The sequence below is a fragment of the Bifidobacterium avesanii genome (assembly GCF_009299475.1).
GTDB classification, from domain to species: domain Bacteria; phylum Actinomycetota; class Actinomycetes; order Actinomycetales; family Bifidobacteriaceae; genus Bifidobacterium; species Bifidobacterium avesanii.
Window position 1 is genome coordinate 42,490 of sequence record NZ_WBSN01000001.1, and the last position, 25,180, is coordinate 67,669.

A 25,180-nucleotide genomic window follows, 5' to 3' on the forward strand; every position below is an offset into this window, starting at 1 on the left:
GCGGCTCGCTTGTCGTCCGGGGGACTACGGGCGCGGTCCGACGCACGGCGCGGAACCCATACGCTGGAAGCAAGGGAAGGCGCGAATCGTCATCCGGAACCGGCACACCACGGAGGTGATCATCATGCGCGGGGGAACGCACACTCACGGCGCAATCCGCCCGTTTGCCGCGGTACTGGCCATTTTCATGCTCGGCGGCTGCGGCTCGGCTCCGAACGAGCACAACGAACAATTCGTGGACGGTACCGCGCAATCGGGCGGACAGTGGCAGGCCGTCGCGGACGCGATCACGGCGGACGGCGAGGTCACGCGCGCGGAAACCGAGCAGGCGATCGCGTCGTATCACCAATGCCTTGCGCAGAACCATTTTTCCGGCAACTACCGATACGATCTGGACACGTACTTCTGGGTCAACGGCGGCAGCTACGGGCTGGACGCCGACGCACCGGGATATCCGGGGCTGCCCGAACGCTTCCGCAAGAAGGACTGGACCGACGAGGACGACGCGGACTTCGCAGCGTGGATGAAAAGCGACGAGGGACGGCGGCGCATGGACGAGAACCGGCGGATCGAAGAGCAGTACGAGGCTCCGTGCAAACCGTTCGACGCCGTGCGCGACCTGGCCTCAAGCCAAGTGGACTGGGCATGGTACGACCGTAACAAGTTCGACGCGATCCAGCGCTGCATCGCCGCCAATGCGCCCTCCTATGCCGAGCGGGCGAAGCAGGTGCAATACCGGTACACCGACACCATGGAAGGTACGGCGCTGTTGACGAAGGCGCTGTACGGCGACGACGCCGATTGGCCGGAACTCGCGAATCAGCCGAAGACCAGCGAGGAGTACAAGCTCGCCCTGTGCGTCGAGAATCCCACCGGCGCGCCCATGCATTACTTCGGTTCCGCGGAATACCGTTCCGGCGACGAGCCGTAGACGCATTCCGCGTACACTGGATATGCAGGCCGCAGCGACGCGGCCGTCCACGACCGTCCCCACGGCCCCATCTCTCCTTCCCCCGCTCTTCTCCCGCCGTACCCGTCCAGACTCGGCCCTTCTCGATCATTTCCACCCGACCAATCCAATTCGCCTTCCACCAACGGATAGGAGAGGAGGCCCATATGAAATCCACGGCACGCAGCATCGCCGCCATGGCCACGGCGCTCATGGCCCTGACGCCGCTACTGGGCGGATGCGCCGGTCTTGGAGACAACACGGCGAACGAACAATTCGTGGACGGCGGCGCGCAAACCACCGCACGTGACTGGCAGGCCGTCGCGGACGCGATCACGGCGGACGGCAAGGTCACGCGCGCGGAAACCGAGCAGGCGATCACCGAATATTGGAACTGCATGGCGATCAACGGGTTCAGCGGCACCTACGCCATCGATCTGGACGTGTACCACTGGTCGTTCCTCGGCTCGTACGGGCTCAACACGGACATCGTCGGCGACGACGGCACGCCGGACACCAGCGGCATGGACGCGGAGGAATCGCAGCGCGTCCTCGCCGAATGGAACCGCAGCAAGGAGGGGCAGGCCGCGTTCAACCGATACGTCAGGCTGATGGGCGAGCGCAAGGCCCCGTGCCAGCCGCTCGGCGACGTGGAGGACGCGATTCTCTCGTCCATCGACTGGAATTACTACCAGCGCAACAAGTTCGACGCGATCCAGCGCTGCATCGCCGCGAACGCGCCCACGTACGCCGACCGTGCGCGCCGCGTGCAATACCCGACCGGCCCCGACGCAGACGGCGAGTATCAGCTCATCAAGGAGTTCGGCCTCTACGGCGAGTCCAGCCCCGACGGCGACAAGTTCATGTACGCGAAGGCGGGCACCGAGGAGCACCGGCTCCGCCAATGCTTCAACAACCCCAACGGCGTGCCGATCGTCCCCTTCGGCGCCGACGAGACGCTGCACGACACCGGCCAGCCGGAGGGGTGAGCGGCATGCCATCCCATCGCGCCCGTTCCACCGCCCTACACCAGCCCGGCGAGGTTGCGGGCGACGGCGCGTTCGCGGGCGGACTTGGTCAGGCGCAGGCCTAGGGCGACGAGCAGGAACATGGCGGTGCACGCCTCCCACAGGAACCGCGCGCCCATGTTGGCGAGCACCCATCCGCCGATCAGCGGGGCCATGCCCTGGGACATGGACCACACGAGGTTGTAGACGCCCTGGTACGTGCCGCGCGCGTCCGCCGGGGCGAGGCTCGCGACCGTGGTGGCGGCGATCGGGAAGGTGCCGAGCTCGCCCAGGGTCCACAGCACGGCGGCGGCCACGAACCCGTGCCACGAGTTCGCGCCGATCTGGAACGCGTAGCCCACGGCCGTCATGAGCATGCCGAGGATGAGCACGCGCGTGTTACTCATGCGGTTGAACACGGCGATCGCGGGGATCTGCAGCAGGCACAGGATGGCGCCGTTGATGGTGAGGACCATGGAGTATTCGTTCGTGCCGAGACCGATCTCCGTCATGGCGATCGGCAGGCCGCTGGTCATCTGGAAGTAGGCGACCGTGTAGCCGAACATGAGCAGCACCATGGACATGAGCGGCCAGTCGGTCAGGGCGCGGCGGTAGTTGGCGGCCATGCTCACGTTCGGGGCGGCGGGGGAGGGGCCGTCCGCGGCGTCCGTCACGGAGCCCGTCCGCAGCGCTCCGTGGTCGGTGCGGTCCACGCCCATGCGGTGGAAGAACGCGACCAGCATGACGGTGACCGCCACGAGCACCGCCGCCTCCGCGTAGAACATGAGCTCGTAGGAGAAGCGGATGAGCTGGTTGGCGATGATCGGCCCGATGGCGAAGCCGAAGTTCACGGCCCACGTCTGCAGCGTGTAGGCGCGCTTCTGGTTGCGCACGGGCACCACGTCGGCGATGTACGCGGCGATGGCGGGCGTGGGGATCGAGGAAATGGCGCCGTAGACGAGCAGGGTCGCGCCCATGACGGCCGGGTCGTCGATGAACGAGAGGACCACGAGCATGGCGGCCGAGCCGAGCTCGCCGGCCACGATCATGGGCTCGCGGCCGAAGCGGTCGGACAGCGCGCCGCCGAACAGGCATCCGAAGATGCCGCCGAAGCCGTACATGGCCACCACGGAGCCTGCCGTGCCCGCGTCCACGTGCAGCTCGGAGACGAGGTAGATGGACATGAACGAGATGACGAACCGGCCCATCCACAGGATCAGGATGGCCAGCCACAGGCCCCAGTAGAGCAGGGGCAGGCCGAACATGGAGGGTTGCGCCGGGTTTCGCCCCGCGGGCGTCGTGGATTTCGTCTGCTTCGTCGTAGTCACCCGTGACACTTTAGCGCCCGCGCGGCCCGCGACGCGCTTGTCGTTATGCCGCCCTATGGTGTCGCTTGCTGAAACAAACAAGTCCAGGCCTGCACCTTGTAACGCGGACCCACGATAGTAAGGACATCACAATGGCACAGTCAACCATCTCCATCACACTCAACGGCGAAGCGAAGGAGGTGGATGCAAGCCAGACCGGCGTGGAGCTCTTCGCGGACGACAAGAACATCATCGCGGTGCGTCTCAACGGCGAACCGCGCGATCTGTACACCCCGCTTGCCGACGGCGACGTGGTCGAGCCCATCGCGCTGGACAGCGAGGACGGCCTTGCGATCATGCGCCATTCCGCCACGCACGTCATGGCCCAGGCCGTGCAGGAGCTCTTCCCGGACGCCAAGCTCGGCGTCGGCCCGGTCATCAAGGACGGCTTCTACTATGACTTTGAGGTCGCCAAGCCGTTCACGCCGGACGATCTCAAGGAGATCGAAAAGCACATGCAGCGCATCGTCAAGGAGTCCCAGTCCTTCCGCCGCCGCGTGGTGACCGAGGACGAGGCCCTCGCCGAGGAGGAGGGCCAGCCCTTCAAGATCGAGCTCATCAAGGACAAGGAGGCGCACCTCGACCCGGCCGCGGCCACCGAGATCGCCGAGAAGGAGCTGAGCTTCTACGACAACGTGAACCGCGACGGCGAAGTGGTCTGGAAGGACCTGTGCCGCGGCCCGCACCTGCCGAACACCCGCTACATCAAGGCGTTCAAGATCCAGCGCTCCGCCGCCGCCTACTGGCGCGGCAGCGAGAAGAACCCGATGCTGCAGCGCATCTACGGCACCGCGTTCGCCTCGAAGGACGACCTCAAGGCCTACATGACCCGCATGGAGGAGGCCGCCAAGCGCGACCACCGCAAGCTGGGCCAGGAGATGGACCTGTTCTCCTTCCCGGACGAGATCGGCCCTGGCCTGGCGGTCTTCCACCCGAAGGGCGCCGCGGTGATCAACGCCATGGAGGACTACTCCCGCGAGCAGCACCGCAAGCACCACTACAGCTTCGTGCAGACCCCGCACATCACCAAGGGCGGCCTGTACGAGACCTCCGGCCACCTGCAGTGGTACAAGGACGCCATGTACCCGCCGATGCACCTCGACGAGGAGCACGACGAGAACGGCAACGTGACCAAGCCCGGCTTCGACTACTACCTGAAGCCGATGAACTGCCCGATGCACAACCTCATCTTCAAGTCCCGTCAGCGCTCCTACAAGGAGCTGCCGCTGCGCCTCTTCGAGTTCGGCACCGTGTACCGCTACGAGAAGTCCGGCGAGGTCCACGGCCTGACCCGCGTGCGCGGTCTGACGCAGGACGACTCCCACATCTACTGCACCCGCGAGCAGATGAAGGACGAGCTCAAGAGCCTGCTCACCTTCGTGCTCAACCTGCTCAAGGACTTCGGCCTGTCCGACTTCTACCTCGAGCTGTCCACCAAGGACGAGCACAAGTACGTCGGCTCCGACGAGATCTGGGAGGAGGCCACCAACACGCTGGCCGAGGTCGCCAAGGAGTCCGGCCTGACCCTCGTGGCCGACCCGGGCGGCGCCGCGTTCTACGGCCCGAAGATCTCCGTGCAGGCCCGCGACGCGATCGGCCGCACCTGGCAGGTCTCCACGATCCAGCTCGACTTCAACCTGCCCGAGCGCTTCCAGCTCGAGTACATCGCGGCCGACGGCACCCACCAGCGCCCGGTGATGATCCACCGCGCGCTGTTCGGCTCCATCGAGCGCTTCTTCGCCGTGCTGCTGGAGCACTACGCGGGCGCGTTCCCGGCGTGGCTCGCCCCGGTGCAGGTGCTTGGCATCCCGGTCTCCGACGACGTGTCCGACCATCTGGCCGGCTTCGTCAAGTCCCTCGAGGACGAGATGGTCCGCTGCGAGATCGACTACTCCGACGACCGCTTCGGCAAGAAGATCCGCAACGCGTCCAAGTCCAAGACGCCGTTCATCATCATCGTGGGCGAGGAGGACGCCTCCAAGAACGCGGTGAGCTTCCGCTTCCGCGACGGCAGCCAGCTCAACGGCGTGCCGGTGGACGAGGCCAAGGCCGACATCCTCAAGGCGATCAGGAAGCGCGTCCAGGTGAACTCCGTGGACGACTTCAAGGCCGCGCTGGCCGACTGACCCCGGCATATGACAGTCGCATGACGGTCTCATGACGCGAAGGGGCTTTCCGCAGGACACCGCGGGAGGCCCCTTCGCGTATCCGGGGCACATGCATGCGAATCCATACGAACCAACCGTCGAAGGAGCATCGCGATGAGCGAAGAACAGCATGATACGAACGTACGTATCGACAATCCGGCCGATTTTCCGCCGCAGGAGGACACCGTCGAGCGCCTGTGGACCCCGCAGCGCATGACCTACGTGCTGCGCAACGCGGACGACCGGCCCACCAGGCCGAAGACCAGGGAGTGCCCGTTCTGCGCCGGCCCGCGCAAGTCCGACGAGGACGGCCTGATCGCGTGGCGCGGCACGCACGTGTTCGCGATCATGAACCTGTACCCGTACAACGTGGGGCACCTCATGGTCTGCCCGTACCGCCACGTGGGCTTCATCACCGAGCTCGACGACGCGGAGCTCTTCGAGTTCGAGAAGGCCACCACGCTCGCCATGAAGGTCATGGAGGAGGTCTCGCACCCGGATGGCTACAACATCGGCATCAATCAGGGCGAGGTGGCCGGCGCCGGCGTGGCCGCGCACCTGCACCAGCATGTGGTGCCGCGCTGGAACGGCGACGCGAACTTCATGCCCATCGTGGCGCAGACGCGCACCATGCCGATTCTGCTTTCCGACCAGCGCGCGGCCTACGCCGGGGCGTTCGCGCGGCTCGCGCCGGACTTCGGCCTGCCGCTCAAGTAAGCCGGACGCGGCGGACGGGCCGTCCGGGCGGGGGAGCCGGGGCGCTATGGTGTGAGGCATGCTGGAGAAACTGCGCACCCCCTGGAAGAGGATCATCAACCCCATCGCACGGCTTTTGGTGTGGATGGGCGTGTCCGCCGACGCCGTGACGGTCGCCGGGGCGCTGGGCACGGTCGTCGTGGGACTCGCGGCGGGGTTCACGGGCTGGATGCTGCCCGGCGCGGTCGCGCTGACGGTGCTGGTGATCTTCGATTCGCTGGACGGCTCGGTGGCCGCCCTGACCACGGGCGGCACCAAGTTCGGCGCGTTCCTCGACTCCACGCTCGACCGCATCGCCGACTGGGCGGTGCTCGCGGGCGTGATCGTCTACTTCCTGCGCGAGATCCTCGCGCGCGGCTCCGCCGGGGAGCCGTACTACGCGGCGTGGATCGGCGCCGGGTGCGCGCTGTTCGCCGTCATGACCTCGTTCGTGACCTCCTACGCCCGCGCCCGCGCCGAATCGGTGGGCTTCGAGGCGAAGAACGGCGTGGCCACGCGCGCCGACCGGCTGGCGATCATCCTGGTGGGCATGGCCCTGACGGGGGCCACCGGCGACCCGGTGTGGCTCATGGCGTTCATGGTGGCGCTGGCCGCGTTGGGCGCGGTCACGGTGTGGCAGCGCATCCATGAGGTGCACCGCCAGATGCTCGCCGCCGGGGACGGACGCTGACGCCTGTCCGGCATTGTCAATGAGCCGTCCTAAACTATGCTTCTGATTGTCAATTCCCGACTTTGCTAGGAGCATTATGTCCGGTCATTCCAAGTGGGCGACTACCAAGAACAAGAAGGCCGCCATCGACGCCAAGCGCGGCAAGCTGTTCGCCAAGCTGATCAAGAACATCGAGATCGCTGCCCGTATGGGTGGCGGCGACCCCGCCGGCAATCCGTCCCTGTACGACGCGATCTACAAGGCCAAGAAGGCCTCCATGCCGGCCGACAACATCAAGCGCGCCGTCAAGCGCGGCTCCGGTGAGGAAGCCGGCGGCGTCAACTACGAGGACATCGTGTACGAGGGCTACGCGCCGGCCGGCGTGGGCCTGATCATCGAGTGCCTGACCGACAACCGCAACCGCGCGGCCGCCGAGGTCCGCTCCACCCTGACCAAGGGCGGCGGCTCCTTGGCCACCTCCGGCTCCGTGTCCTTCAACTTCGAGCGCAAGGGCCAGATCGTGGTGCCGTCCGAGGGCGTGGACTACGACGACCTGTTCGAGAAGGCCGCCGAGGCCGGCGCCGAGGACGTGCAGGACGACGGCGAGGTCTACACCGTCATCACCGGCCCGTCCGACCTGCACACCGTGCGCAAGGCCCTTGAGGACGCCGGCATCGACTTCGACTCCGCCGACTCCGTCATGGCCCCGAAGAACGAGGTCGAGCTGAGCCTCGAGGACGCCCGCAAGGTCTCCAAGCTCATCGACAACCTCGACGACCTGGACGACGTGCAGAACATCTACGCGAACTGGACCGCCTCCGACGAGGTCATGGAACAGCTCGACGCGGAGTGACATCGCGTGATCATACTTGGCGTTGACCCCGGGCTTACGCGCTGCGGGGTCGGCGTGGTGGAAGCCGGCGCATACCGCCGGCTTTCGTTTATCCACGTCGATGTGGTGCGCTCCGACCCGCACGTTTCGCAGGACCTGCGCCTGAAGACGATCTACGACGGGCTGTGCGCCAAAATGGACCGGTTCATCCCCGACGTGGTCTCCATCGAACGCGTGTTCGCGCAGGAGAACCGCAACACCGTGCTCGGCACCGCGCAGGCGGCCGGCATGGCCATGCTCGCGGCCGCCCAGCGGGGCATTCCCGTGGCGCTGCACACGCCCACCGAGGCGAAGCTCGCCATCACCGGCAACGGACAGGCGCAGAAGGCGCAGGTGGAGCGCATGGTGGCCCGCGTGCTGGGCCTCAACACGCTGCCCAAGCCCGCCGACGCGGCCGACGCGCTGGCGCAGGCCATCTGCCACGCGCTGCGCCCGGCGGGCGCCCTGCAGGGCGGGGAGCGCGAGGAGCACCTCACCGAGGCGCAGCGGCAGTGGGCGCTGGCCGCGCAACGCGCCGTGAAGGCCCAGCACCGCAAGAACGTCGATCGCGGCATGTAGGATTTCGAACAGTTGTTCTACATGATTCCGTCCGGGCGGCCGCGAAGCCGACGGCGGACCGAAGAAAGGAGCGCCCGATGATCGGCATGCTGACCGGGGCAGTGGCGGAGATCGACGCCGACACGGCCATCATCGACGTGGGCGGCATCGGCTTCGAGCTGCGCATGCCCGCCTCGGATCTGGCCGCGATGCACGGCGGCCAGCAGGCGCGCGTCTACACCGCGCTGAGCGTGTCGCAGGACGCCGTCACGCTGTTCGGCTTCCTCGCCAAATCCTCCCGCTCACTGTTCGCGCAATTGCAGAAGGTGAGCGGCATCGGCCCCAAGGTGGCGCTGTCCATCCTCTCCACGCTCACGCCGGGGCAGCTGGCGCAGGCGGTCTCGGAGGGCGACGCCGCGGCGCTGTCCCGCGCGCCGGGACTGGGCAAAAAGGGCGCGCAGAAGATCATTCTGGAGCTCGCCGGCAAGCTCGATCTGGGCGAGATCGCCACCGGGGCCTCCAAGGGCGCCTCGCGGCGGGATCCGGCCCTCGAACAGTGCGTGCAGGGGCTCGTCTCGCTCGGCTGGCAGCAGCGGGACGCGGAGTCGGCCGTCGCCGCCGTGTGCGATGAGGAAAACATCACACTGCCGCTGGCGGCCGGGGACGTGCCGCACGTGCTCAAGCTCGCGCTGGCGTCGCTGGATAGGGGCAGGTGAGCGCCATGGCGATCATGAACGAGGGGCCGGCCATGTCCGGCGAGCTCATGGCCGATTCGCGGCGCGGCGCGGGCGGCGCCACCCCCAATTCCGGGGCCATGGAGGATTCGCTGCGCATGGTGTCCGCGGCGCCGATGGGCGGCGACGAGCAGGTGAGCGACGAGGAGCTGCGCCCGCACGCGCTGTCCGCGTTCATCGGCCAGCCGCGGCTCAAGGCGCAGCTGCAGCTGTTTCTGGACGCGGCCCGCAAGCGCGAGGTGCCGCCCGACCACATTCTGCTCGCCGGGCCTCCCGGACTGGGCAAGACCACGCTGGCGATGATCGTGGCCAACGAGCTCGAGGTGCCCATCCGCGTCACGTCCGGCCCCGCCATCCAGCACGCCGGCGACCTGGCCTCGGTGCTGAGCGCGCTGGAGCCGGGGGAGGTGCTGTTCATCGACGAGATCCACCGCCTGCCGCGCGCCGCGGAGGAGCTGCTCTACATCGCCATGGAGGACTTCCGCGTGGACGTGATGGTGGGCAAGGGCCCGGGCGCCACGTCCATCCCGCTGACGCTGCCGCGCTTCACGGTGATCGGCGCCACCACGCGCGAGGGCATGCTGCCGTCCCCGCTGCGCGCCCGCTTCGGCTTCACCGCGCATCTCGACTACTACCCGCACGGGGAACTCGAGAAGCTCATCGAGCGCTCGGCCGCGGTGCTCGGCATCACGCTGGGCGAGGACGCGGCCGCGCAGCTGTCCCTGCGCTCCCGCGGCACCCCGCGCATCGCGAACCGACTGCTCAGGCGCGTGCGCGACTGGGCCATCGTGCACGACCTCGGCACGGTGGAGGCGGACGACGTCAAAGAGGCGCTCGAGCTGTACCAGATCGACTCGCAGGGCCTGGACCGTCTGGACATCGCCGTGCTCAACGCCATCGTGCGCAACTTCAACGGCGGCCCGGTCGGCCTCAACAACCTCGCGGCCATGGTGGGCGAGGAGTCGGAGACCGTGGAGACCGTGTGCGAGCCGTATCTTGTGCGCGAGGGCTTCCTCGTGCGCACCCCCAAGGGCCGGGTGGCGACCCGAAAGGCTTGGGAACACTTGGGTTTGCAGCCCGGGGATGATGTCACCACAGTGCTCTAGACTCAGGAATCCCGGCGCCGTGCGCACTGCGCGGCCAATATGCAAGGAGAACCCGTTATGCCGTTTGATCCCACAACGCTGTTCATGGTCGTCATTCTCGTGCTCATGATCGGCATGATGTGGTGGCAGTCCAAGAAGGCCAAGAAGCAGCAGGCCAAGGTCAACGACTTCCGCAAGTCGCTGCAGCCCGGCACCGAGGTGGCCACCTACTCCGGCCTGCTCGGCAAGATCGTCTCCGTGGACCTCGAGAAGGAGCAGGCCGTCATCGACTCCGAGGGCTCCCTGTCCCGCTGGCGTCTGCAGGCCCTCACCGAGCCGCCCATCGTCCCGGCCTACGTGCACGACGACGAGGTGGACGAGTACGGCAACCGCCTCGAGGACAAGCCGCAGGAGAGCGACGAGGCCCAGAAGCCGATCGACGGCGAAACCGCGGGCGACGAGACCGCGGACGTGACCGAAGAGCAGAACGGCAAGGCCGAGGAAGCCAAGTAGCCGCTAAAGTCTTATAGGGCAAATCACCACTACACCTATGCAAGGGGAAGCCATGAGCGAACGAACCGACATTGAGATCGATCAGCTTGACGTGCTCGGCCCGGAGGATGCCGCCTACGTCGTCTCCCTGATCCGAACCATCCCCGACTTCCCCAAGCCGGGCATCCACTTCAGGGATTTCACCCCGGCCATGACGGATGCCAAGGGCCTGAGGCTCCTGCTCAAGGCGCTGGAGCTCACCCTGCCCGTGCCGGCCGACCAGATCGATCTGGTGGCCGGCCTTGAGGCCCGCGGCTTCCTGCTGGGCCCCGCGCTGGCCGCGCATCTGGGCAAGGGCTTCGTGCCGGTGCGCAAGGCCGGCAAGCTGCCGCCGGAAACGCTCAAGGAATCCTACGCGCTCGAGTACGGCACCGCCAGCATCGAAATCGAGACCGCCGCCGTGCGCAACGGCCAGCGCGTGCTCATCGTGGACGACCTCATCGCCACCGGCGGCACCGCCGAGGCGGGCGCCAAGCTCATCGAGGCGGCCGGGGGCAGGGTCGCCGGCTTCAGCTTCGTGATGGAACTGCAGGGGCTCGACGGCCGCGCCGCCCTGGGCGACGTCCCCGTCAGCTCCCTGACCGTCATGCCCGCCTGAAAGGACGCCGAAACCCATGGATTTGTACGAATACCAAGCCAAGCAGCTGCTCGAGGAACAGGGCATTCCCACGCCGCGGGCCATTTTCGCCGAGAACTCGCATGACGTCGCCGAAGCAGCGGACGAGATCGGCTACCCGTGCGTCGTCAAGGCGCAGGTCAAGATCGGCCACCGCGGCCAGGCGGGCGGCGTGAAGCTCGCGAAGGACCAGGACGAGGCCATCCTCGACTCCGAGCAGATTCTGCCGATGACCATCCACGGCCACAAGGTCTCCGGCGTACTCGTCGCCGAGGCGAAGAACATCCTGCACGAGTACTACGTCTCCATTTCCGTGGACCGCACCTCGCGCGACTACGACGTGCTCGCCACCGCGAACGGCGGCACGGAGGTCGAGGAGATCGCCAAGGCGCACCCCGAATCCGTCAAGCGCCTGCACATCAGCGCGCTGGGCGACTTCGACATCGACGACGCCCGCGAGATGGCGGGGCAGATCGGCTTCTACCACGCGGACGTGGAGCAGGCGGCCCAGATCCTGCTCAAGATGTGGGAGGTCTTCAAGACCAACGACGCCACGCTCGTGGAGATCAACCCGCTCGCCAAGATCGGCGACCCGGACGACGAATCCTCCAAGTCCCTGTGCGCGCTGGACGCCAAGATCTCGCTCGACGACAACGCCGCCTTCCGCCACGACGGCTGGAAGCGGTTCGAGGATCCCGTCGTGTCCGACCCGTACGAGCAGAAGGCCCGCGAACGCGGCCTGCACTACGTGCATCTGCACGGCGAGGTCGGCGTGATCGGCAACGGCGCGGGGCTCGTGATGAGCTCGCTCGACGCGGTCTCCGGCGCCGGCGAGGACCAGGGCACCGGCATCAAGCCCGCCAATTTCCTCGACATCGGCGGCGGCGCCTCCGCGGAGGTGATGAGCGACAGCCTCGGCATTGTGCTCGCCGACCCGCAGGTCGTCTCCGTGTTCATCAACGTATACGGCGGCATCACCTCGTGCGTCGAGGTGGCCGACGGCATCCTCAAGGCGCTCGACGGCATCAACACCGCCAAGCCCATCGTCGTGAGGTTCGACGGCAACGCGGCGCAGGAGGGCCTGCGCATCCTGCTGAGTGCGGACAACCCGCGCATCCACGTGGCCCAGACCATGGAGGGGGCGGCCCAGCTCGCCGCCAAGCTCGCCGCGGAACAGAAAGGTGAACGCTGATGACGCTTTTCATCGACCATAACGCCCCGGTCATCGTCCAGGGCATGACCGGGCATCAGGGCATGACCCACACCGCGCGCATGCTCAAGGCCGGCACCAACATCGTCGGCGGCGTCAACCCGCGCAAGGCCGGCACCGAGGTCGTGTACCCGGGCGCCCGGAACGGCGAGGACGCGTCCATCCCCGTGTACGCCACGTGCGCGGACGCCAAGGCGGCCACCGGCGCCAAGGCCAGCGTCGTGTTCGTGCCGCCGCGCTTCGCCAAGGGAGCCGTCGTCGAGGCGATCGAGGCGGGCATCGAGCTCATCGTCGTCATCACCGAAGGCATCCCGGTCGCGGACACCGCCTATTGCGTGGCGTTGGCCCAGCGGCACGGCGTGCGCATCATCGGTCCGAACTGCCCCGGACTCGTCACCCTGTCCGACGACCCGGCCAACCCGGGCGTCAACCTCGGCATCATTCCCGACGGCATCGTGGGGCGCGGCCCCATCGGGCTGGTCTCCAAGTCCGGCACGCTCACCTACCAGCTCATGGGGGAGCTGTCGGAGTACGGCTTCACCGCATGCCTCGGCGTGGGCGGCGACCCGATCGTCGGCACCACGCTGCTGGAGGCGCTCCAGCAGTTCAACGACGACCCGGAGACCAAGGCCTGCGTCATGATCGGCGAGATCGGCGGCACAGCCGAGCAGGAGGCCGCGTTGTGGGCGCATGAGCACATGACCAAGCCCATCGTCGCGTACATCGCCGGCTTCACCGCCCCGGAGGGCAAGCAGATGGGCCATGCGGGCGCCATCGTCTCCGGCGGCAAGGGCACTGCCAAGGACAAGAAGGAAACGCTCGAGCGCGTGGGCATCAAGGTCGGCCGCACCCCCGGCCAGACCGCGCAGTACATGCGCGAGATCATGGCCACGCTCGGCTGAGATATGCGCAAAGCCCTCAAATCGCTGGGTGAAGGCGCCGTCGCATCCCTGCTGGCCATCGCCATCTACGCGGCGGCGCTGGGATGCTTCATAGCGCTCATGCTGCTTGTCGTCTCGATGGAGGAGGGCGGCACCACGCTGTCCGACGCGACGGTGCCGCTCACCGAGGCCATGGTGCTGCTCTCGCAGGGCACGGGCTTCTCGTCCGGCCCGATCACGCTGACGATCATGCCGCTGCTGCTCACGGTGACGCTCGTCGCACTCATCGCCACGCTGGCCGCGCGCATGGGCACGAGCCCCGCCGGCTTCGTGGCGGGTCTGGCCGTATGGGTGGGGGCCAACCAGTACCTGTCCGGCGGCACCAGGAGCATCGCCCTGCTGGATCCCGCGTCCGCCATCGCCGGCAAGACCGCGCTGGTGTTCACCATCGGATACCTCCTCGCCGCCCTGCCGCGGGCCAGGGCCGTGCGCACGCTGCGCGACCAGATGCGTCAGGAGATCTCGGCGCAGGTGCGCCGCACGGTCGCGAGGGGACTGGCCATGGCGTTCCTCATCGTCGCCGTTCTCGTGCTCGCCTCGCTCATCACCGTGATCGTCTGGGTCGTGCTGGGCTACGACGCCGTGGGCTCGCTGTTCACGCAGCTCAACATGGGCACCGGTTCGCGCATCACCACCACCGTCGCCGCACTGGCCTGGCTGCCGAACCTCATGCTCTGGGCGCTGTCGTGGCTCGCCGGCGCGGGGTTCTCCATCGGCGACATCGCCGCCTTCACCCTTTGGTCCGGGGAAGGCGCCGGTCTGCCGCCGCTGCCCGTGTTCGGACTGCTGCCCGGGCCCGTCGCCAACGAGACGCTGCGCACCGCGCTCATGGCCATGCCGTTCGCCGCGTCCTTCCTCATCGGCCTGGCGTTCATCCTGCTTCGCCCCGGATTCGGCCTGCTCGCGCACTTCCGCGGCAAGGCGGGGCAATCCGGCGCCGCCGGAAAGGCCGACGCCGCCGATTCGCCCGTCTCCAGGCGGGACGCGCTGCAGCTCGCCTATCCCGCCGGCGGCAGCTGCCTCGCCGCGGCCCTGGCCTCGCTGGCCCTGACCGTGGCCTTCGCGCTGTCCAACGGATCGCTCGGCACGGGACGTCTCGCGCATGTGGGCGTGGACGTGGTGGCCGCCACGCAGATGGTCGGCCACGGCGTGGCGCTGGGGCTGCTCGCCGCGTGGCTCGTGGCGCTGGTTGGCGTCGCCGCATACTTCGGGATACGCTGGATCATGTCCCGACGTGTCCCGTCAACGATTTCCGCTAACGATTCCAAGGAGGAACAGGGATGACCAATACCCAACGTCCGATCAAGCGCGCGCTGGTGTCGGTGTTTCACAAGGAGGGCATCGAGGTGCTCGCCCAGGCGTTCGTAGACGCCGGCACCGAAGTCGTGTCCACCGGCTCGACCGCCGCGAAGCTTGCAGAGCTGGGCGTGCACGTCACGCCCGTGGAGCAGGTGACCGGCTTCCCCGAATGCCTCGACGGCCGCGTCAAGACGCTCGACCCGCACATCCACGCCGGCATCCTCGCCGACATGACCAACCCGGCGCACGCCGCCAAGCTCGCCGAGCTCGGCATCAAGCCGTTCGATCTGGTCGTGGTGAACCTGTACCCGTTCGCGGACACCGTGCGCTCCGGCGCTGACGAAGCCGCCACGATCGAGAAGATCGACATCGGCGGCCCGTCCATGGTGCGCGGCGCGGCCAAGAACAGCGCCACCGTGGCCATCGTGACCGACCCGGCCGACTACGCGCTCGTCGCGGCCCGCGTGGCCGACGGCACCGGCTTCACGCTCGAGGAGCGCCGCTGGCTCGCCGCCAAGGCCTTCGCGCACACCGCCGCCTACGATGCGACGATCAACGAATGGACCGCCAAGCACTGGCCCAAGCCCGCCACCGTGGCCTCCGGCGAGGGCGAGACGGCCGAGGACGCCAAGTTCCCGGCGAAGTTCACCCGCACGTGGGACAAGGCGCACACCCTGCGCTACGGCGAGAACTCGCACCAGCAGGCCGCCCTGTACGTCGACCCGCTCAACCAGACCGGCTTCGCGCACGCCGAGCAGCTCGGCGGCAAGCCCATGAGCTACAACAACTACGTGGACGCGGACGCCGCCTGGCGCGCCGTGTGGGATCTGGCCCCGTCCATCGCCGTGGCCGTCGTCAAGCACAACAACCCGTGCGGCCTGGCCATCGGCGCCACCGCGGCGGAGGCCCACCGCAAGGCCCACGCGTGCGACCCGGTCAGCGCGTACGGCGGCGTGATCGCCTGCAACACCACCGTCACCCTCGACATGGCCAACGGCGTGCGCCCCATCTTCACCGAGGTGATCGTGGCCCCCGACTACGAGCCCGAGGCGCTGGAGCTGCTGAAGACCAAGAAGAAGAACCTGCGCATCCTCAAGGTGGCCGAGCCGCCGCACGGCCACGAGCAGTTCCGCCAGATCGACGGCGGCGTGCTCGTGCAGGACGCCGACCTCATCAACGCCACCGGCGACGACCCGAACGCGTGGAAGCTCGTGTCCGGCGAGCCGGCCGACGAGGCCACGCTCAAGGACCTCGTGTTCGCGTGGCGCGCCATCCGCTGCGTGAAGTCCAACGCGATCCTCGTGGCACACGACCAGGCCACCGTGGGCATCGGCATGGGCCAGGTCAACCGCGTGGATTCCTGCCATCTGGCGGTCGAGCGCGCCAACACGCTCGGCGGCGAGGGCGTGAACCGCGCCAAGGGCGCCGTGGCGGCCTCCGACGCGTTCTTCCCGTTCGCGGACGGCGCCGAGGTGCTCATCAACGCGGGCGTGAAGGCCATCGTGCAGCCCGGCGGCTCCATCCGCGACGAGGAGGTCATCGAGGCGGCCAAGAAGGCCGGCGTGACCATGTACCTCACCGGCACCCGCCACTTCTTCCACTGATCGCAACGCGAACGGCCCGCGCCCGCCGAGGTCATCCCGGGCGCGGGCCGTCCCCCTGCGAATCCTCCATCCGTTTCGGGATGACCAGACCAGACATCCAAGCACAAGGACCGACCCATGCCCAAGCACCCCTTCGTTTCGGAATCCCATGAAGGCAACCCCGTCTACGAGTGGGGGCTGCTGGGCGTCGTCGTCATCGCGGCCGTCGTGGCCGTGTGCGGATACACGACGGCCGCCACGGCGATCATCGCCGTGGCGGCCGTCGTCAGCGGGCTTCTGCGGCTCGCGTTGCGCGAGCGCAGCCCGTTCAAGGTGCGATCAGTGTCGTTCGACGCCTTCATCTCCATCGCCCTGGGCCTCGGCCTGGGCATTCTGGACTTCTCCGTGCGCGTCCTCTTCTGATTCCTCGGATTCCTCGGAGGCTTCGGAAACGAGGGCGTCGGGATCGTCGAGCTCGTCAGCGGCCTTGGCCTTGCCGGCGGAGGCTTCGACCATCTGCGCCACGATCATGGCGATGGCCGCCAGCGCGGCGGCGAACAGCGGCGCGATCCAGAACACCCACAGCTGCGAGAGCGGGTCCACCGTGAGTCCCTTGCTGTGGGCCAGCAGCGCCACGCCGGTCGCGCGGGCCGGGTTGAGCGCGGCGCCCGTGACCGGGTAGGCGAACGCGGCGCCGGCGCCGTAGGCCAGCGCAGCCACCCACGCGTGGGAGGGGTCGGCCGAGCCGTCGTCGCGCAGCGTGGACACGGAGGCGCCCACCACGATCATGCAGGCGACCACCTCGACGACCACGGCGAACGTGGAGCCGAAGCTGATGCCGGCGTTGGTCAGCGCGCCGCTGGAACGCGAGGCATCGTCGAAGCCGTTGACCACCATGGTGAACCACGTGGAGGCCGGCACGGACTCGCTGGTCGGCAGAACGAGCATGTACAGGGCCGCGCCGGCGAGGCCGCCGAGCACCTGGGCGACGATGTACAGGATGCCGTCGATCCAGTGCGTGCGGGACGTGAGCATGGCGGCCACGGTGACGGCCGGGTTGAGCTGCGCGCCGGACAGGCGGCCGAACAGGGCGGACACGGCGCCGTAGGCCAGCGCGGTGGCGAGGATGATCGGCGTGATGCCGGAGTACTGGTAGAGCAACTGGCTCAGCGTGTAGACGATGAGGATCGCGAAGGTGACGAACAGGACGCCGAGGAATTCGGCGCCGCATTTGAGGGCCAGCAGCCCGGGGTTGGCGACGGGGCACCTGCGCGCCTTGGTTTCGGTGGTGTGGACGAGCACGCTCGCGGCGGCCTCGCTCTCCTCGAACGGGGTCTGCGCGGCCGGCTCGGCCGTGGTCGCCGTGGTCTGGGAATCGGACATGACGTTCCTTTGACTTGTCGGATATTGGATAAACGCTCCCGAGTCTAGCAGTCGTCTTGTCATGGCGTCCGGCCATGCCGGTACAATCGTTTCGCTTCAGTCAGTTTCGTACAGCAATGTACCCGGCCACGTTGGGAGAACGATGCCACATCAGTATTCCCGCGCGAATCACGCGCACGACCCGCACAGCGCAGACGGCGAACGCCTCCAGAAGATCCTGGCCCAGGCGGGCTTCGGATCGCGCCGCAAGTGCGAGCAGATCATTCTCGACGGCCGCGTCGAGGTCGATGGCGAACTGGTCACCGAGCTCGGCACGCGCGTCAACATGCAGCGTCAGCAGGTGCGCGTCGACGGTTCGCGCATCCGCATCAACGACCGCCACGTCACGCTGGCGCTCAACAAGCCCAAGCGCGTCCTGTCCGCCATGGAGGACCCGAAGGGCCGCTTCACCCTGAGGGACATCATCGGCGACAAGTACGAGCGCGTGTTCCACATGGGACGCCTCGACTACGATTCCGAGGGCCTCATCCTCATGACGGACGACGGCGAGCTGAGCCAGCACGTCATGCACCCGAAGTACGAGGTCGAGAAGACCTACATCGCCACCGTCGAGGGCAAGCTGTCCGGCACCGTGGCCCGCCGTCTGGTCACGCAGGGCGTGCAGCTGGACGACGGCTGGATCAAGCTCGACCGCTGCTCCATCCTCGACCAGAACCGCGAGCACACGCTCGTCAAGGTGGTGCTCCACTCGGGCAAGAACCGCATCGTGCGCCGCATCTTCGGCGCGATCGGCTTCCCGGTGCGCCGTCTGGTGCGCACGCAGATCGGCCCGATCAAGCTCGGCGAGCTCAAGCCCGGTTCCTACCGCGTGCTCTCGCAGGCCGAGCTGCGCTCCCTGAGCAAGGAGGTGGGCCTGTGATCACCGTCGCCATCGACGGGCCCGCCGGCGTCGGCAAGTCCAGCGTCTCCAAGGAGCTGGCCCGCCGCTATGGCCTCGCCTACCTCGACACGGGCGCCATGTACCGCGCCTGCGCGTGGTGGTGCCTGCACGAGGGCATCGACCTCGACGCCGCCGAGCCGGACGAGCAGGCCATCATCACCGCGGTCGGCGAATTCTTCACCGGCGACCACTTCGACATCTCCGTCGACCCGAACCATCCGTGCGTGACGAGCGACGGCGAGGACATCTCCGAGGCCATCCGCTCCGCCGAGGTCTCCGCGCACGTCTCCGTGGTGTCCGGCATCATGCCGGTGCGCCGCATCCTCATCGCCGCCCAGCGCGCCTTCATCGCGCGCGAGGCTTCGGGCGACTCCCAGTCCCGCGGCGCCGGCGTGGTGGCCGAGGGACGCGACATCACCACCGTGGTGGCCCCCGAGGCCGAGGTGCGCGTGCTGCTCACCGCCCGCGAGGAGGTGCGCGAGGCCCGCCGCGCCGGTCAGGCCTCGGACGCCGGAGCGCACGTGGGCGCCGACGACGTGGCCAGGCGCGACGCCATGGACGCGAAGGTCACCAACTTCACCACCGCCGCGGACGGCGTGGTCACCATCGACAACTCGGACATGACGCTCGAACAGACCATCGACGCGGTGTCCAAGCTCGTCGAGGACGCGCTCGAGGAGCAGGCGTACGAGCAGTACGCGGCGAACCTCGAGGGCTACGAGCTGGACGAGGCCGACGAGGCGCTCGTGGAGGGCCGCGGCGACTTCGGCGACGAGGAGGCCGGGCAGTCCAAGGCCGTGGGCGTGATCGCAGTGGTGGGACGGCCGAACGTGGGCAAGTCCACGCTGGTCAACCGCATTCTGGGCCGCCGCGCCTCCGTGGTGGAGGACACCCCGGGCGTGACGCGCGACCGCATCAGTTACGACGCCGAATGGGCGGGCCGCGACTTCAAGCTCGTGGACACCGGCGGCTGGGAGACCGACGTGGAGGGCATCGACTCCGCAATCGCCAACCAGGCCGAGATCGCCGTGCGCCTCGCGGACGCGGTGATCCTCGTGGTGGACGGACAGGTGGGCCTGACCGCCAGTGACGAGCGCATCGTGAAGATGCTGCGCGCCAGCGGCAAGCCGATCACGCTCGCCGTGAACAAGGTGGACGACAACGCCAGCGAATACCTCGCCGCCGAGTTCTGGAAGCTCGGCATGGGCGAGCCGATGTCCATCTCCGCCATGCACGGCAGGGGAGTGGGCGACCTGCTCGACGCCGCCATGAAGACGCTCGACGAGGCCAACACCGCCTCCGGCACGCTCACCCCGTCCGGTCTGCGCCGCGTGGCCCTGATCGGACGGCCGAACGTGGGCAAGTCCTCGCTGCTCAACCAGCTGGCGCGCGAGGAGCGCTCCGTGGTCAACGATCTGGCGGGCACCACGCGCGACCCGGTCGACGAGATCGTGGACATCGACGGCGAGGACTGGCTGTTCATCGACACGGCCGGCATCAAGCGCCGCCTGCACAAGCTGTCCGGCGCCGAATACTATTCGTCCCTGCGCACCACCGCCGCGCTGGAGCGCGCCGAGCTGGCCCTCGTGCTGTTCGACGCCTCGCAGCCCATCTCCGACCAGGACCTCAAGGTGATGAGCCAGGCCGTGGACGCGGGCCGCGCCGTCGTACTGGTGTTCAACAAGTGGGACGCCATGGACGAGTTCGACAAGCAGCGCCTCGAGCGCCTGTGGAAGACCGAGTTCGAGCGCGTCACGTGGGCGCAGCGCGTGAACCTGTCCGCCAAGACCGGCTGGCACACCAACCGTCTGGCGAACGCCATGCGTCAGGCGCTCGACTCGTGGGACAAGCGCATACCCACGGGCAAGCTCAACGCGTTCCTGGGCCGCATCCAGGGCGAGCACCCGCACCCCCTGCGGGGCGGCAAGCAGCCGCGCATCCTGTTCGCCACGCAGGCGTCGAGCCGCCCGCCGCGCTTCGTGATCTTCGCGACCGGCTTCCTCGAGCACGGCTACCGCCGCTTCCTCGAGCGTTCGCTGCGCGAGGAGTTCGGCTTCGAGGGCTCGCCGATCCAGATTTCGGTGAACGTGCGCGAGAAGAAGAAGCGCAAGTAGCCGCATTCGGGGCGAAGTTCAGTCGCCCGCGAAGGGGTCTCTTCCGACGGAGGGGCCCCTTCGCGCGTATATGCCCCGTAGCTGCCTGTCGCCGCGCGCCCAACACGCCATCCACCGCGCGTCATTCGCCGCATGTTATCCACTGCATGTCATCCACTGCGCATCATCTGCCATGGCGTTTTCATGGCACTTGGCTTGGCACTCGGCCCGCAATACGGGCTGAAAACGACGAAATCCGGAATTCCAAGCGCGAAAAGGACGCCCCGGCGGGGGTTTGACGCTTGGAATCGCGGATTTCGTCGTTTTCAGCCCGTCATGTTCGCATTCGCCGGAATACTCGTGGCGCGTTTGTGCGCACTCATGTGCCGCACCCGTCACGCGTTCACGGCATGGTCGCGGCATGGCCGGTGACATGGTCGACGTTGGCATGCTCACCGTGGCAAAACCGTGGCAGGACCGTGCCAGAGTGGCCGCAGCGCGCGCTCATGGAGACTATCCGCGGGGCATTCACGGCACGTGCGCGACGGTCGGAACGCCGCAGCCATTCCGCGTACGTCCACGGCGCGCTCATGGCCCGTCCGCGGCACGCCGCACCGACTCACGTTGTCAATCGCTACACCTACGTAGTTACATAGGCTACAATCATCCTGACGGTTTCCCGACGCCAGCGTGAAACCCCTCAACGAAGAAGGAGAGCAGCCCCGTGGACGTGACGTTTCAGTATTTCCTCCAACAGGTGCTCTCGAATCCCGCACTGGCCGTAACTACGTTGCTGACGCTGGGCGTCATCTTCGTCAACGGCTGGACCGACGCGCCGAACGCCATCGCCACCTGCGTGACCACCCGGTGCATGCGCGTGCGCTCGGCGGTGATCATGGCCGCGGTGTTCAACTTCCTCGGCGTGCTGCTCATGACCCAGTTCAACGCCTCCGTGGCCTCCACGATCAGCAACATGGTCGACTTCGGCGCGGACACGCACGCGGCGCTCATCGCCCTGTGCGCGGCGCTGTTCTCCATCGTGGTCTATTCCGTGGGCGCGTCGCTGCTGGGCATCCCCACCTCGGAGAGCCACAGCCTCATCGCGGGCCTGTCCGGCGCGGCCATCGCCATTCAGGGCGGCATGGGCGGCATCAACATGGGCGAGTGGGTCAAGGTGCTCTACGGTCTGGCCGCGAGCCTCGTCATCGGCTTCGGCATGGGCTGGATCGTGTGCAAGGCCGTCACGCTGGCGTGCGCCGGAATGGACCGGCGGCGCACCAACGGGTTCTTCACGTACGCGCAGATCGTGGGCGCCGCGGCCATGAGCTTCATGCACGGCGCGCAGGACGGCCAGAAGTTCATCGGCGTGCTGTTCCTCGGCATGGCGTTCTGCAGCGGACAGCCGAGCGTGGCCGGCGTGGTCATCCCCGTGTGGCTCATGGTTCTGTGCAGCGTCATCATGGGCGTCGGCACGTCCGTGGGCGGCGAGCGCATCATCAAGTCCGTCGGCCAGGACATGGTCAAACTGGAGAAGTACCAGGGTTTCTCCGCCGATCTGTCGAGCGCGCTGTGCCTGCTCGTCATGACGGTCCTCGGCATCCCCGTGTCCACCACGCACACCAAGACGAGCGCCATCATGGGCGTCGGCTCGGTGCGCCGCCTGTCGGCCATCAACCTGCGCGTGGTGCGCGACATGATGCTCACGTGGGTGTTCACGTTCCCCGGCTGCGGCATCATCAGCTACGTGGTGGCCCGCCTGTTCATGGTGGTGTTCTAGGCCTTCGGGCCGTCCGCCCGGGTTTCAAGGTTTTCCAACGGAAAGGAGCCAGACGCATGGCGAGAAAAAACGATTCCTTCTACTTCGACGGCTTCCGCGACAGCGCCGGGCACGCCCTCGCCGCCGCACGACTGCTCGCCGAGGTGATGCACGACTACGATCCGGCGCGTCTGCGCGAGCGCATGGACGAAATGCACCGCATCGAACAGGAGGCCGACGAGATCCGCCACGGCATGATGGACGAGCTGGTGACGGCGTTTATCACCCCGTTCGAGCGCGAGGACATCGCCAGTCTGTCCAGCGCGCTCGACGACGTGACCGACCGCATCGAGGGCGTGCTGCTGCGTCTGTACTACGACAACGTGACCGCCATGCGCCCGGACGCTCTGCAGCTGGTGGACATGATGGTCCGCTCCTGCGAGGCCATGGTGCAGCTCATCGAGGAGCTGCCGAAGTTCAAGCGCTCCAAGACGCTGCGCGGGCACGTGTTCGCCATCAATCAGGTGGAGGAGGGCGCCGACCGCCTGTTCGTCGAGGCGATGCGCGCGTTGCACACCTCCGGCGGCGACCCGCTGCAGGTGTTCGCGTGGCATGAGATCTACGCGCATCTGGAGCGCTGCACGGACGACTGCGAGCACGTGGCCGACGTGGTCGACGGCGTGGTGATGAAGAACAGCTGAGCCTATTTCCCGGGTCCGTTTTCGCAAACTTGTGGAAACGGACCTCTGAGCCGTCAGATACGCATTTTCACAGGTTTGTCATGTTGGCCCGCAGTCACCGCCGCCTGAGCCAGCGGACGGCGAGCTGCGTGCGGTTCGTCAGCCCCGTCCTCTCGAGGATCGCGCTGATGCGGTTGCGCACAGTGCCCTCGCTCAGGAACGCGCGGGCGGCGATCTGGCGGTTGTCGAGCCCCTCGGCCACCAGCGCGGCGATCTCGCGGTCGCGGGCGCTGAGGTCGGCGAATTCGTCATCGGCACTGGTTCCGGCACCGGCATTGGACTCGGAGCCAGCCGAGGGCCCGGCCGCGGACGGGGCGCCAACGCCGGCGAGCTTGCCGACCACGTCGGAGCCGAGCACCACCTGCCCGGCCATCACGGCCTCAAGCGCGGGCGCGACGGCGGCCACATCCTGCTTGATGAGGTAGCCGCGCGCGCCGAGTTCCACGGCCTGCGCGATGTACGACCGGTCCGCGAACGTGGTGAGGAACAGGATCCGGGCCGCGGGGTCGCGCCGCAGGATCTCGCGGGCGGCGGAGATCCCGTCGCGCCCCGGCATCTGGATGTCGACGAGCAGGATGTCCGGCCGGCTCCCGGGCCCGCGGAAATACTCGGCCACGGCGGCGTCACCGTCGTTGGCGGTCCACAGCACGTCGGCCGCCCCGGTCGCCGTGAGGATGGTGTCCAATGATTGGCAGACGATCGGATCGTCGTCCGCGATGGCGATTCTCATGATGCCGTTCCCCTCTCCGCCGCGAGGCTTCCATTATGCTCCCGCGAACGCACGTCGGACCAGGGCGCCTTCGGCACGGAGACGAACACACGCCATCCGCCGCCGTACGGCCCGCACTGCGAACTGCCGCCGAGGGCCCGCACCCGCGCCTCGATGTCCGCGATCCCCATGCCGCGGGACGGTCCGTCGCCCTTCGCCGGGGCCTTCGCGGGGCCGCCATCGCTGATGACGAGCTGCCAGAACGCGGGGAAGTCGCGCAGCGTCACGCTTGCCCCGGCGGCGTCGCTGTGATGGACCACGTTGGCGAGCGCCTCGCGGACGACCGTGGCGAAGCAACGCGCCACCGGGGCCGGCGCGGACGCGACGTCGCTGGCGAACGTCACCGCGAATCCGGGCCGGACGCCGTCGAACGAGCGCACCGCGTCGCGCATGCGCGCGGCGAAGTCGGTGCCGTCGTCCTCCAGATCGTGCACGGACCGCCTGACCATGGTCATCGCGTCGTCCAGCGTGGCGCCCACGCCGGTGAACCCCCGCGAGGCCACGGCGTCCCCGGTCGCGTCGGCCACCGCCCTGCCGGCCTGCGCCTGCATGATCGCGCGCGTGAGCAGATGGCCCACGTTGTCGTGGATCTCCCGTGCGATGCGCGTGCGCTCGGCGAGCGTGGCCATGCGCGCCGCATCGTCGCGCTCCTCGGCAAGGTCGGCGAGGCGCGTGCGGTTCCGACGCATCGCCGCGCGGGTGCGGTCCTCGAAGGAACGAAGCTCGTCACGAGCGCGGGCCGCCGACGCGACGCGGTCGCCGAACGCAAAGCCCGTGGACGCGGCGAGCGCGATCGCCGCCGCCCAATACGTCGCGCCCCGCGCATCGGAGACGACCAGACGAACCGGCACGCCAACGGCCGGCACGAGCCACGCCCAGCGGACCGCCAACCCCGCGAACCCAATGCCGGCGGAACCGGACGCATGGGCGCGGACGCGCGGAACCGGCATGCGCGCCGCGTCGAAGGCGACGGAGGGAAGGAACGCGGCCCACACCGGCACGACGGTCGCCGCCAGAACGTATGCGTCGACGGCGACCCAAGCGAGGCGCGAGCCCATCAGCCATTCGGCGAGCCCCGCCACGGACACGGCCGCGAGCAGCCCCGCCACCAGCACAGCCTCCACGCCGGAGGCTTCCATGGACGGGCCTCCGCGCCACGCCACGGCCAGCGCCGC

General features: G+C 68.0%; 24 protein-coding genes. 20 read left to right on the forward strand and 4 right to left on the reverse strand.

The features are described from left to right. The first annotated feature begins 124 nt into the window (after positions 1–124). Both DSM100685_RS00230 and DSM100685_RS00235 read left to right on the forward strand, forming a co-directional pair. Positions 125–931 carry a hypothetical protein gene (locus DSM100685_RS00230; RefSeq protein WP_152349369.1) on the forward strand — a complete coding sequence of 269 codons (807 nt, stop codon included), beginning with the start codon at positions 125–127 and terminating at the stop codon, positions 929–931. A gap of 185 nt (positions 932–1,116) precedes the next feature. Then, positions 1,117–1,938 (forward strand): hypothetical protein, encoded by an 822-nt coding sequence (locus DSM100685_RS00235; protein ID WP_152349370.1) that lies wholly within the window; start codon positions 1,117–1,119, stop codon positions 1,936–1,938. Between the two features lie 35 nt (positions 1,939–1,973). Here the strand turns inward: DSM100685_RS00235 and DSM100685_RS00240 are convergent, their stop codons facing one another. Beyond that, a complete protein-coding gene (locus DSM100685_RS00240) occupies positions 1,974–3,221 on the reverse strand; it encodes an MDR family MFS transporter (protein ID WP_152349606.1) in 1,248 nt (415 codons plus the stop codon). A 194-nt stretch (positions 3,222–3,415) separates the two neighbouring features. Between DSM100685_RS00240 and thrS the strand changes: the two genes are divergently transcribed. The 14 genes from thrS to DSM100685_RS00310 all read left to right on the forward strand — a co-directional run bounded on the left by thrS (position 3,416) and on the right by DSM100685_RS00310 (position 16,747). Next, positions 3,416–5,449, forward strand: coding sequence for a threonine--tRNA ligase (gene thrS, locus DSM100685_RS00245; RefSeq protein ID WP_152349371.1), 2,034 nt, complete (start codon positions 3,416–3,418; stop codon positions 5,447–5,449). A gap of 135 nt (positions 5,450–5,584) precedes the next feature. Then, positions 5,585–6,187, forward strand: a complete 603-nt coding sequence (locus DSM100685_RS00250; protein ID WP_152349372.1) for an HIT family protein — start codon at positions 5,585–5,587, stop codon at positions 6,185–6,187. A gap of 58 nt (positions 6,188–6,245) precedes the next feature. Beyond that, positions 6,246–6,896 (forward strand): CDP-alcohol phosphatidyltransferase family protein, encoded by a 651-nt coding sequence (locus tag DSM100685_RS00255; protein WP_152349373.1) that lies wholly within the window; start codon positions 6,246–6,248, stop codon positions 6,894–6,896. A gap of 76 nt (positions 6,897–6,972) precedes the next feature. Continuing rightward, on the forward strand, positions 6,973–7,728 hold the full coding sequence (locus DSM100685_RS00260; protein WP_152349374.1) for a YebC/PmpR family DNA-binding transcriptional regulator: 756 nt from the start codon (positions 6,973–6,975) through the stop codon (positions 7,726–7,728). Between the two features lie 6 nt (positions 7,729–7,734). Next, positions 7,735–8,325 carry a crossover junction endodeoxyribonuclease RuvC gene (gene ruvC, locus DSM100685_RS00265; RefSeq protein WP_152349375.1) on the forward strand — a complete coding sequence of 197 codons (591 nt, stop codon included), beginning with the start codon at positions 7,735–7,737 and terminating at the stop codon, positions 8,323–8,325. Positions 8,326–8,402: 77 nt separating this feature from the next. Then, positions 8,403–9,020, forward strand: coding sequence for a Holliday junction branch migration protein RuvA (ruvA, locus tag DSM100685_RS00270; protein WP_152349376.1), 618 nt, complete (start codon positions 8,403–8,405; stop codon positions 9,018–9,020). Positions 9,021–9,067: 47 nt separating this feature from the next. After that, positions 9,068–10,144 (forward strand): Holliday junction branch migration DNA helicase RuvB, encoded by a 1,077-nt coding sequence (gene ruvB / locus DSM100685_RS00275; RefSeq protein ID WP_152349607.1) that lies wholly within the window; start codon positions 9,068–9,070, stop codon positions 10,142–10,144. A 57-nt stretch (positions 10,145–10,201) separates the two neighbouring features. Continuing rightward, on the forward strand, positions 10,202–10,636 hold the full coding sequence (locus DSM100685_RS00280) for a preprotein translocase subunit YajC (protein WP_239512573.1): 435 nt from the start codon (positions 10,202–10,204) through the stop codon (positions 10,634–10,636). 52 nt (positions 10,637–10,688) lie between these two features. After that, positions 10,689–11,273, forward strand: coding sequence for an adenine phosphoribosyltransferase (locus DSM100685_RS00285; RefSeq protein ID WP_152349378.1), 585 nt, complete (start codon positions 10,689–10,691; stop codon positions 11,271–11,273). A 16-nt stretch (positions 11,274–11,289) separates the two neighbouring features. Next, a complete protein-coding gene (sucC, locus tag DSM100685_RS00290) occupies positions 11,290–12,483 on the forward strand; it encodes an ADP-forming succinate--CoA ligase subunit beta (protein ID WP_152349379.1) in 1,194 nt (397 codons plus the stop codon). Then, the gene (gene sucD / locus DSM100685_RS00295) at positions 12,483–13,403 is read left to right on the forward strand and encodes a succinate--CoA ligase subunit alpha (protein WP_152349380.1); all 921 of its coding nucleotides are present in this window, start codon (positions 12,483–12,485) and stop codon (positions 13,401–13,403) included. Before sucC ends, sucD begins: the two co-directional genes overlap by 1 nt. A gap of 3 nt (positions 13,404–13,406) precedes the next feature. Then, positions 13,407–14,726 (forward strand): cell division protein PerM, encoded by a 1,320-nt coding sequence (locus DSM100685_RS00300; protein ID WP_152349381.1) that lies wholly within the window; start codon positions 13,407–13,409, stop codon positions 14,724–14,726. Then, positions 14,723–16,345: a bifunctional phosphoribosylaminoimidazolecarboxamide formyltransferase/IMP cyclohydrolase gene (purH, locus tag DSM100685_RS00305; RefSeq protein WP_152349382.1), complete on the forward strand. Its 1,623-nt coding sequence runs from the start codon at positions 14,723–14,725 to the stop codon at positions 16,343–16,345. Before DSM100685_RS00300 ends, purH begins: the two co-directional genes overlap by 4 nt. A gap of 117 nt (positions 16,346–16,462) precedes the next feature. Continuing rightward, entirely contained in the window at positions 16,463–16,747 is a 285-nt protein-coding gene (locus DSM100685_RS00310) for a DUF3017 domain-containing protein (protein ID WP_152349383.1), read from the forward strand. Here the strand turns inward: DSM100685_RS00310 and DSM100685_RS00315 are convergent. After that, the gene (locus tag DSM100685_RS00315; protein WP_152349384.1) at positions 16,664–17,707 is read right to left on the reverse strand and encodes an MIP/aquaporin family protein; all 1,044 of its coding nucleotides are present in this window, start codon (positions 17,705–17,707) and stop codon (positions 16,664–16,666) included. The two genes, DSM100685_RS00310 and DSM100685_RS00315, sit on opposite strands and share 84 nt — an antisense overlap. A 142-nt stretch (positions 17,708–17,849) precedes the next feature. Between DSM100685_RS00315 and DSM100685_RS00320 the strand changes: the two genes are divergently transcribed. The 4 genes from DSM100685_RS00320 (at position 17,850) to DSM100685_RS00335 (ending at position 23,197) form a co-directional block, all read left to right on the forward strand. Next, on the forward strand, positions 17,850–18,626 hold the full coding sequence (locus DSM100685_RS00320) for a pseudouridine synthase (RefSeq protein WP_152349385.1): 777 nt from the start codon (positions 17,850–17,852) through the stop codon (positions 18,624–18,626). Continuing rightward, positions 18,623–20,761 (forward strand): bifunctional cytidylate kinase/GTPase Der, encoded by a 2,139-nt coding sequence (gene der, locus DSM100685_RS00325; protein WP_152349386.1) that lies wholly within the window; start codon positions 18,623–18,625, stop codon positions 20,759–20,761. Before DSM100685_RS00320 ends, der begins: the two co-directional genes overlap by 4 nt. A gap of 703 nt (positions 20,762–21,464) precedes the next feature. Further along, positions 21,465–22,517, forward strand: a complete 1,053-nt coding sequence (locus DSM100685_RS00330; RefSeq protein ID WP_152349387.1) for an inorganic phosphate transporter — start codon at positions 21,465–21,467, stop codon at positions 22,515–22,517. A gap of 56 nt (positions 22,518–22,573) precedes the next feature. Next, positions 22,574–23,197: a DUF47 domain-containing protein gene (locus DSM100685_RS00335; protein WP_152349388.1), complete on the forward strand. Its 624-nt coding sequence runs from the start codon at positions 22,574–22,576 to the stop codon at positions 23,195–23,197. 94 nt (positions 23,198–23,291) lie between these two features. Here the strand turns inward: DSM100685_RS00335 and DSM100685_RS00340 are convergent, their stop codons facing one another. Together DSM100685_RS00340 and DSM100685_RS00345 are read right to left on the reverse strand one after the other, a co-directional pair. Continuing rightward, positions 23,292–23,966 (reverse strand): response regulator transcription factor, encoded by a 675-nt coding sequence (locus tag DSM100685_RS00340; RefSeq protein WP_152349389.1) that lies wholly within the window; start codon positions 23,964–23,966, stop codon positions 23,292–23,294. Continuing rightward, positions 23,963–25,144: a sensor histidine kinase gene (locus tag DSM100685_RS00345; protein WP_420837363.1), complete on the reverse strand. Its 1,182-nt coding sequence runs from the start codon at positions 25,142–25,144 to the stop codon at positions 23,963–23,965. Before DSM100685_RS00345 ends, DSM100685_RS00340 begins: the two co-directional genes overlap by 4 nt. Positions 25,145–25,180 lie beyond the last annotated feature (36 nt).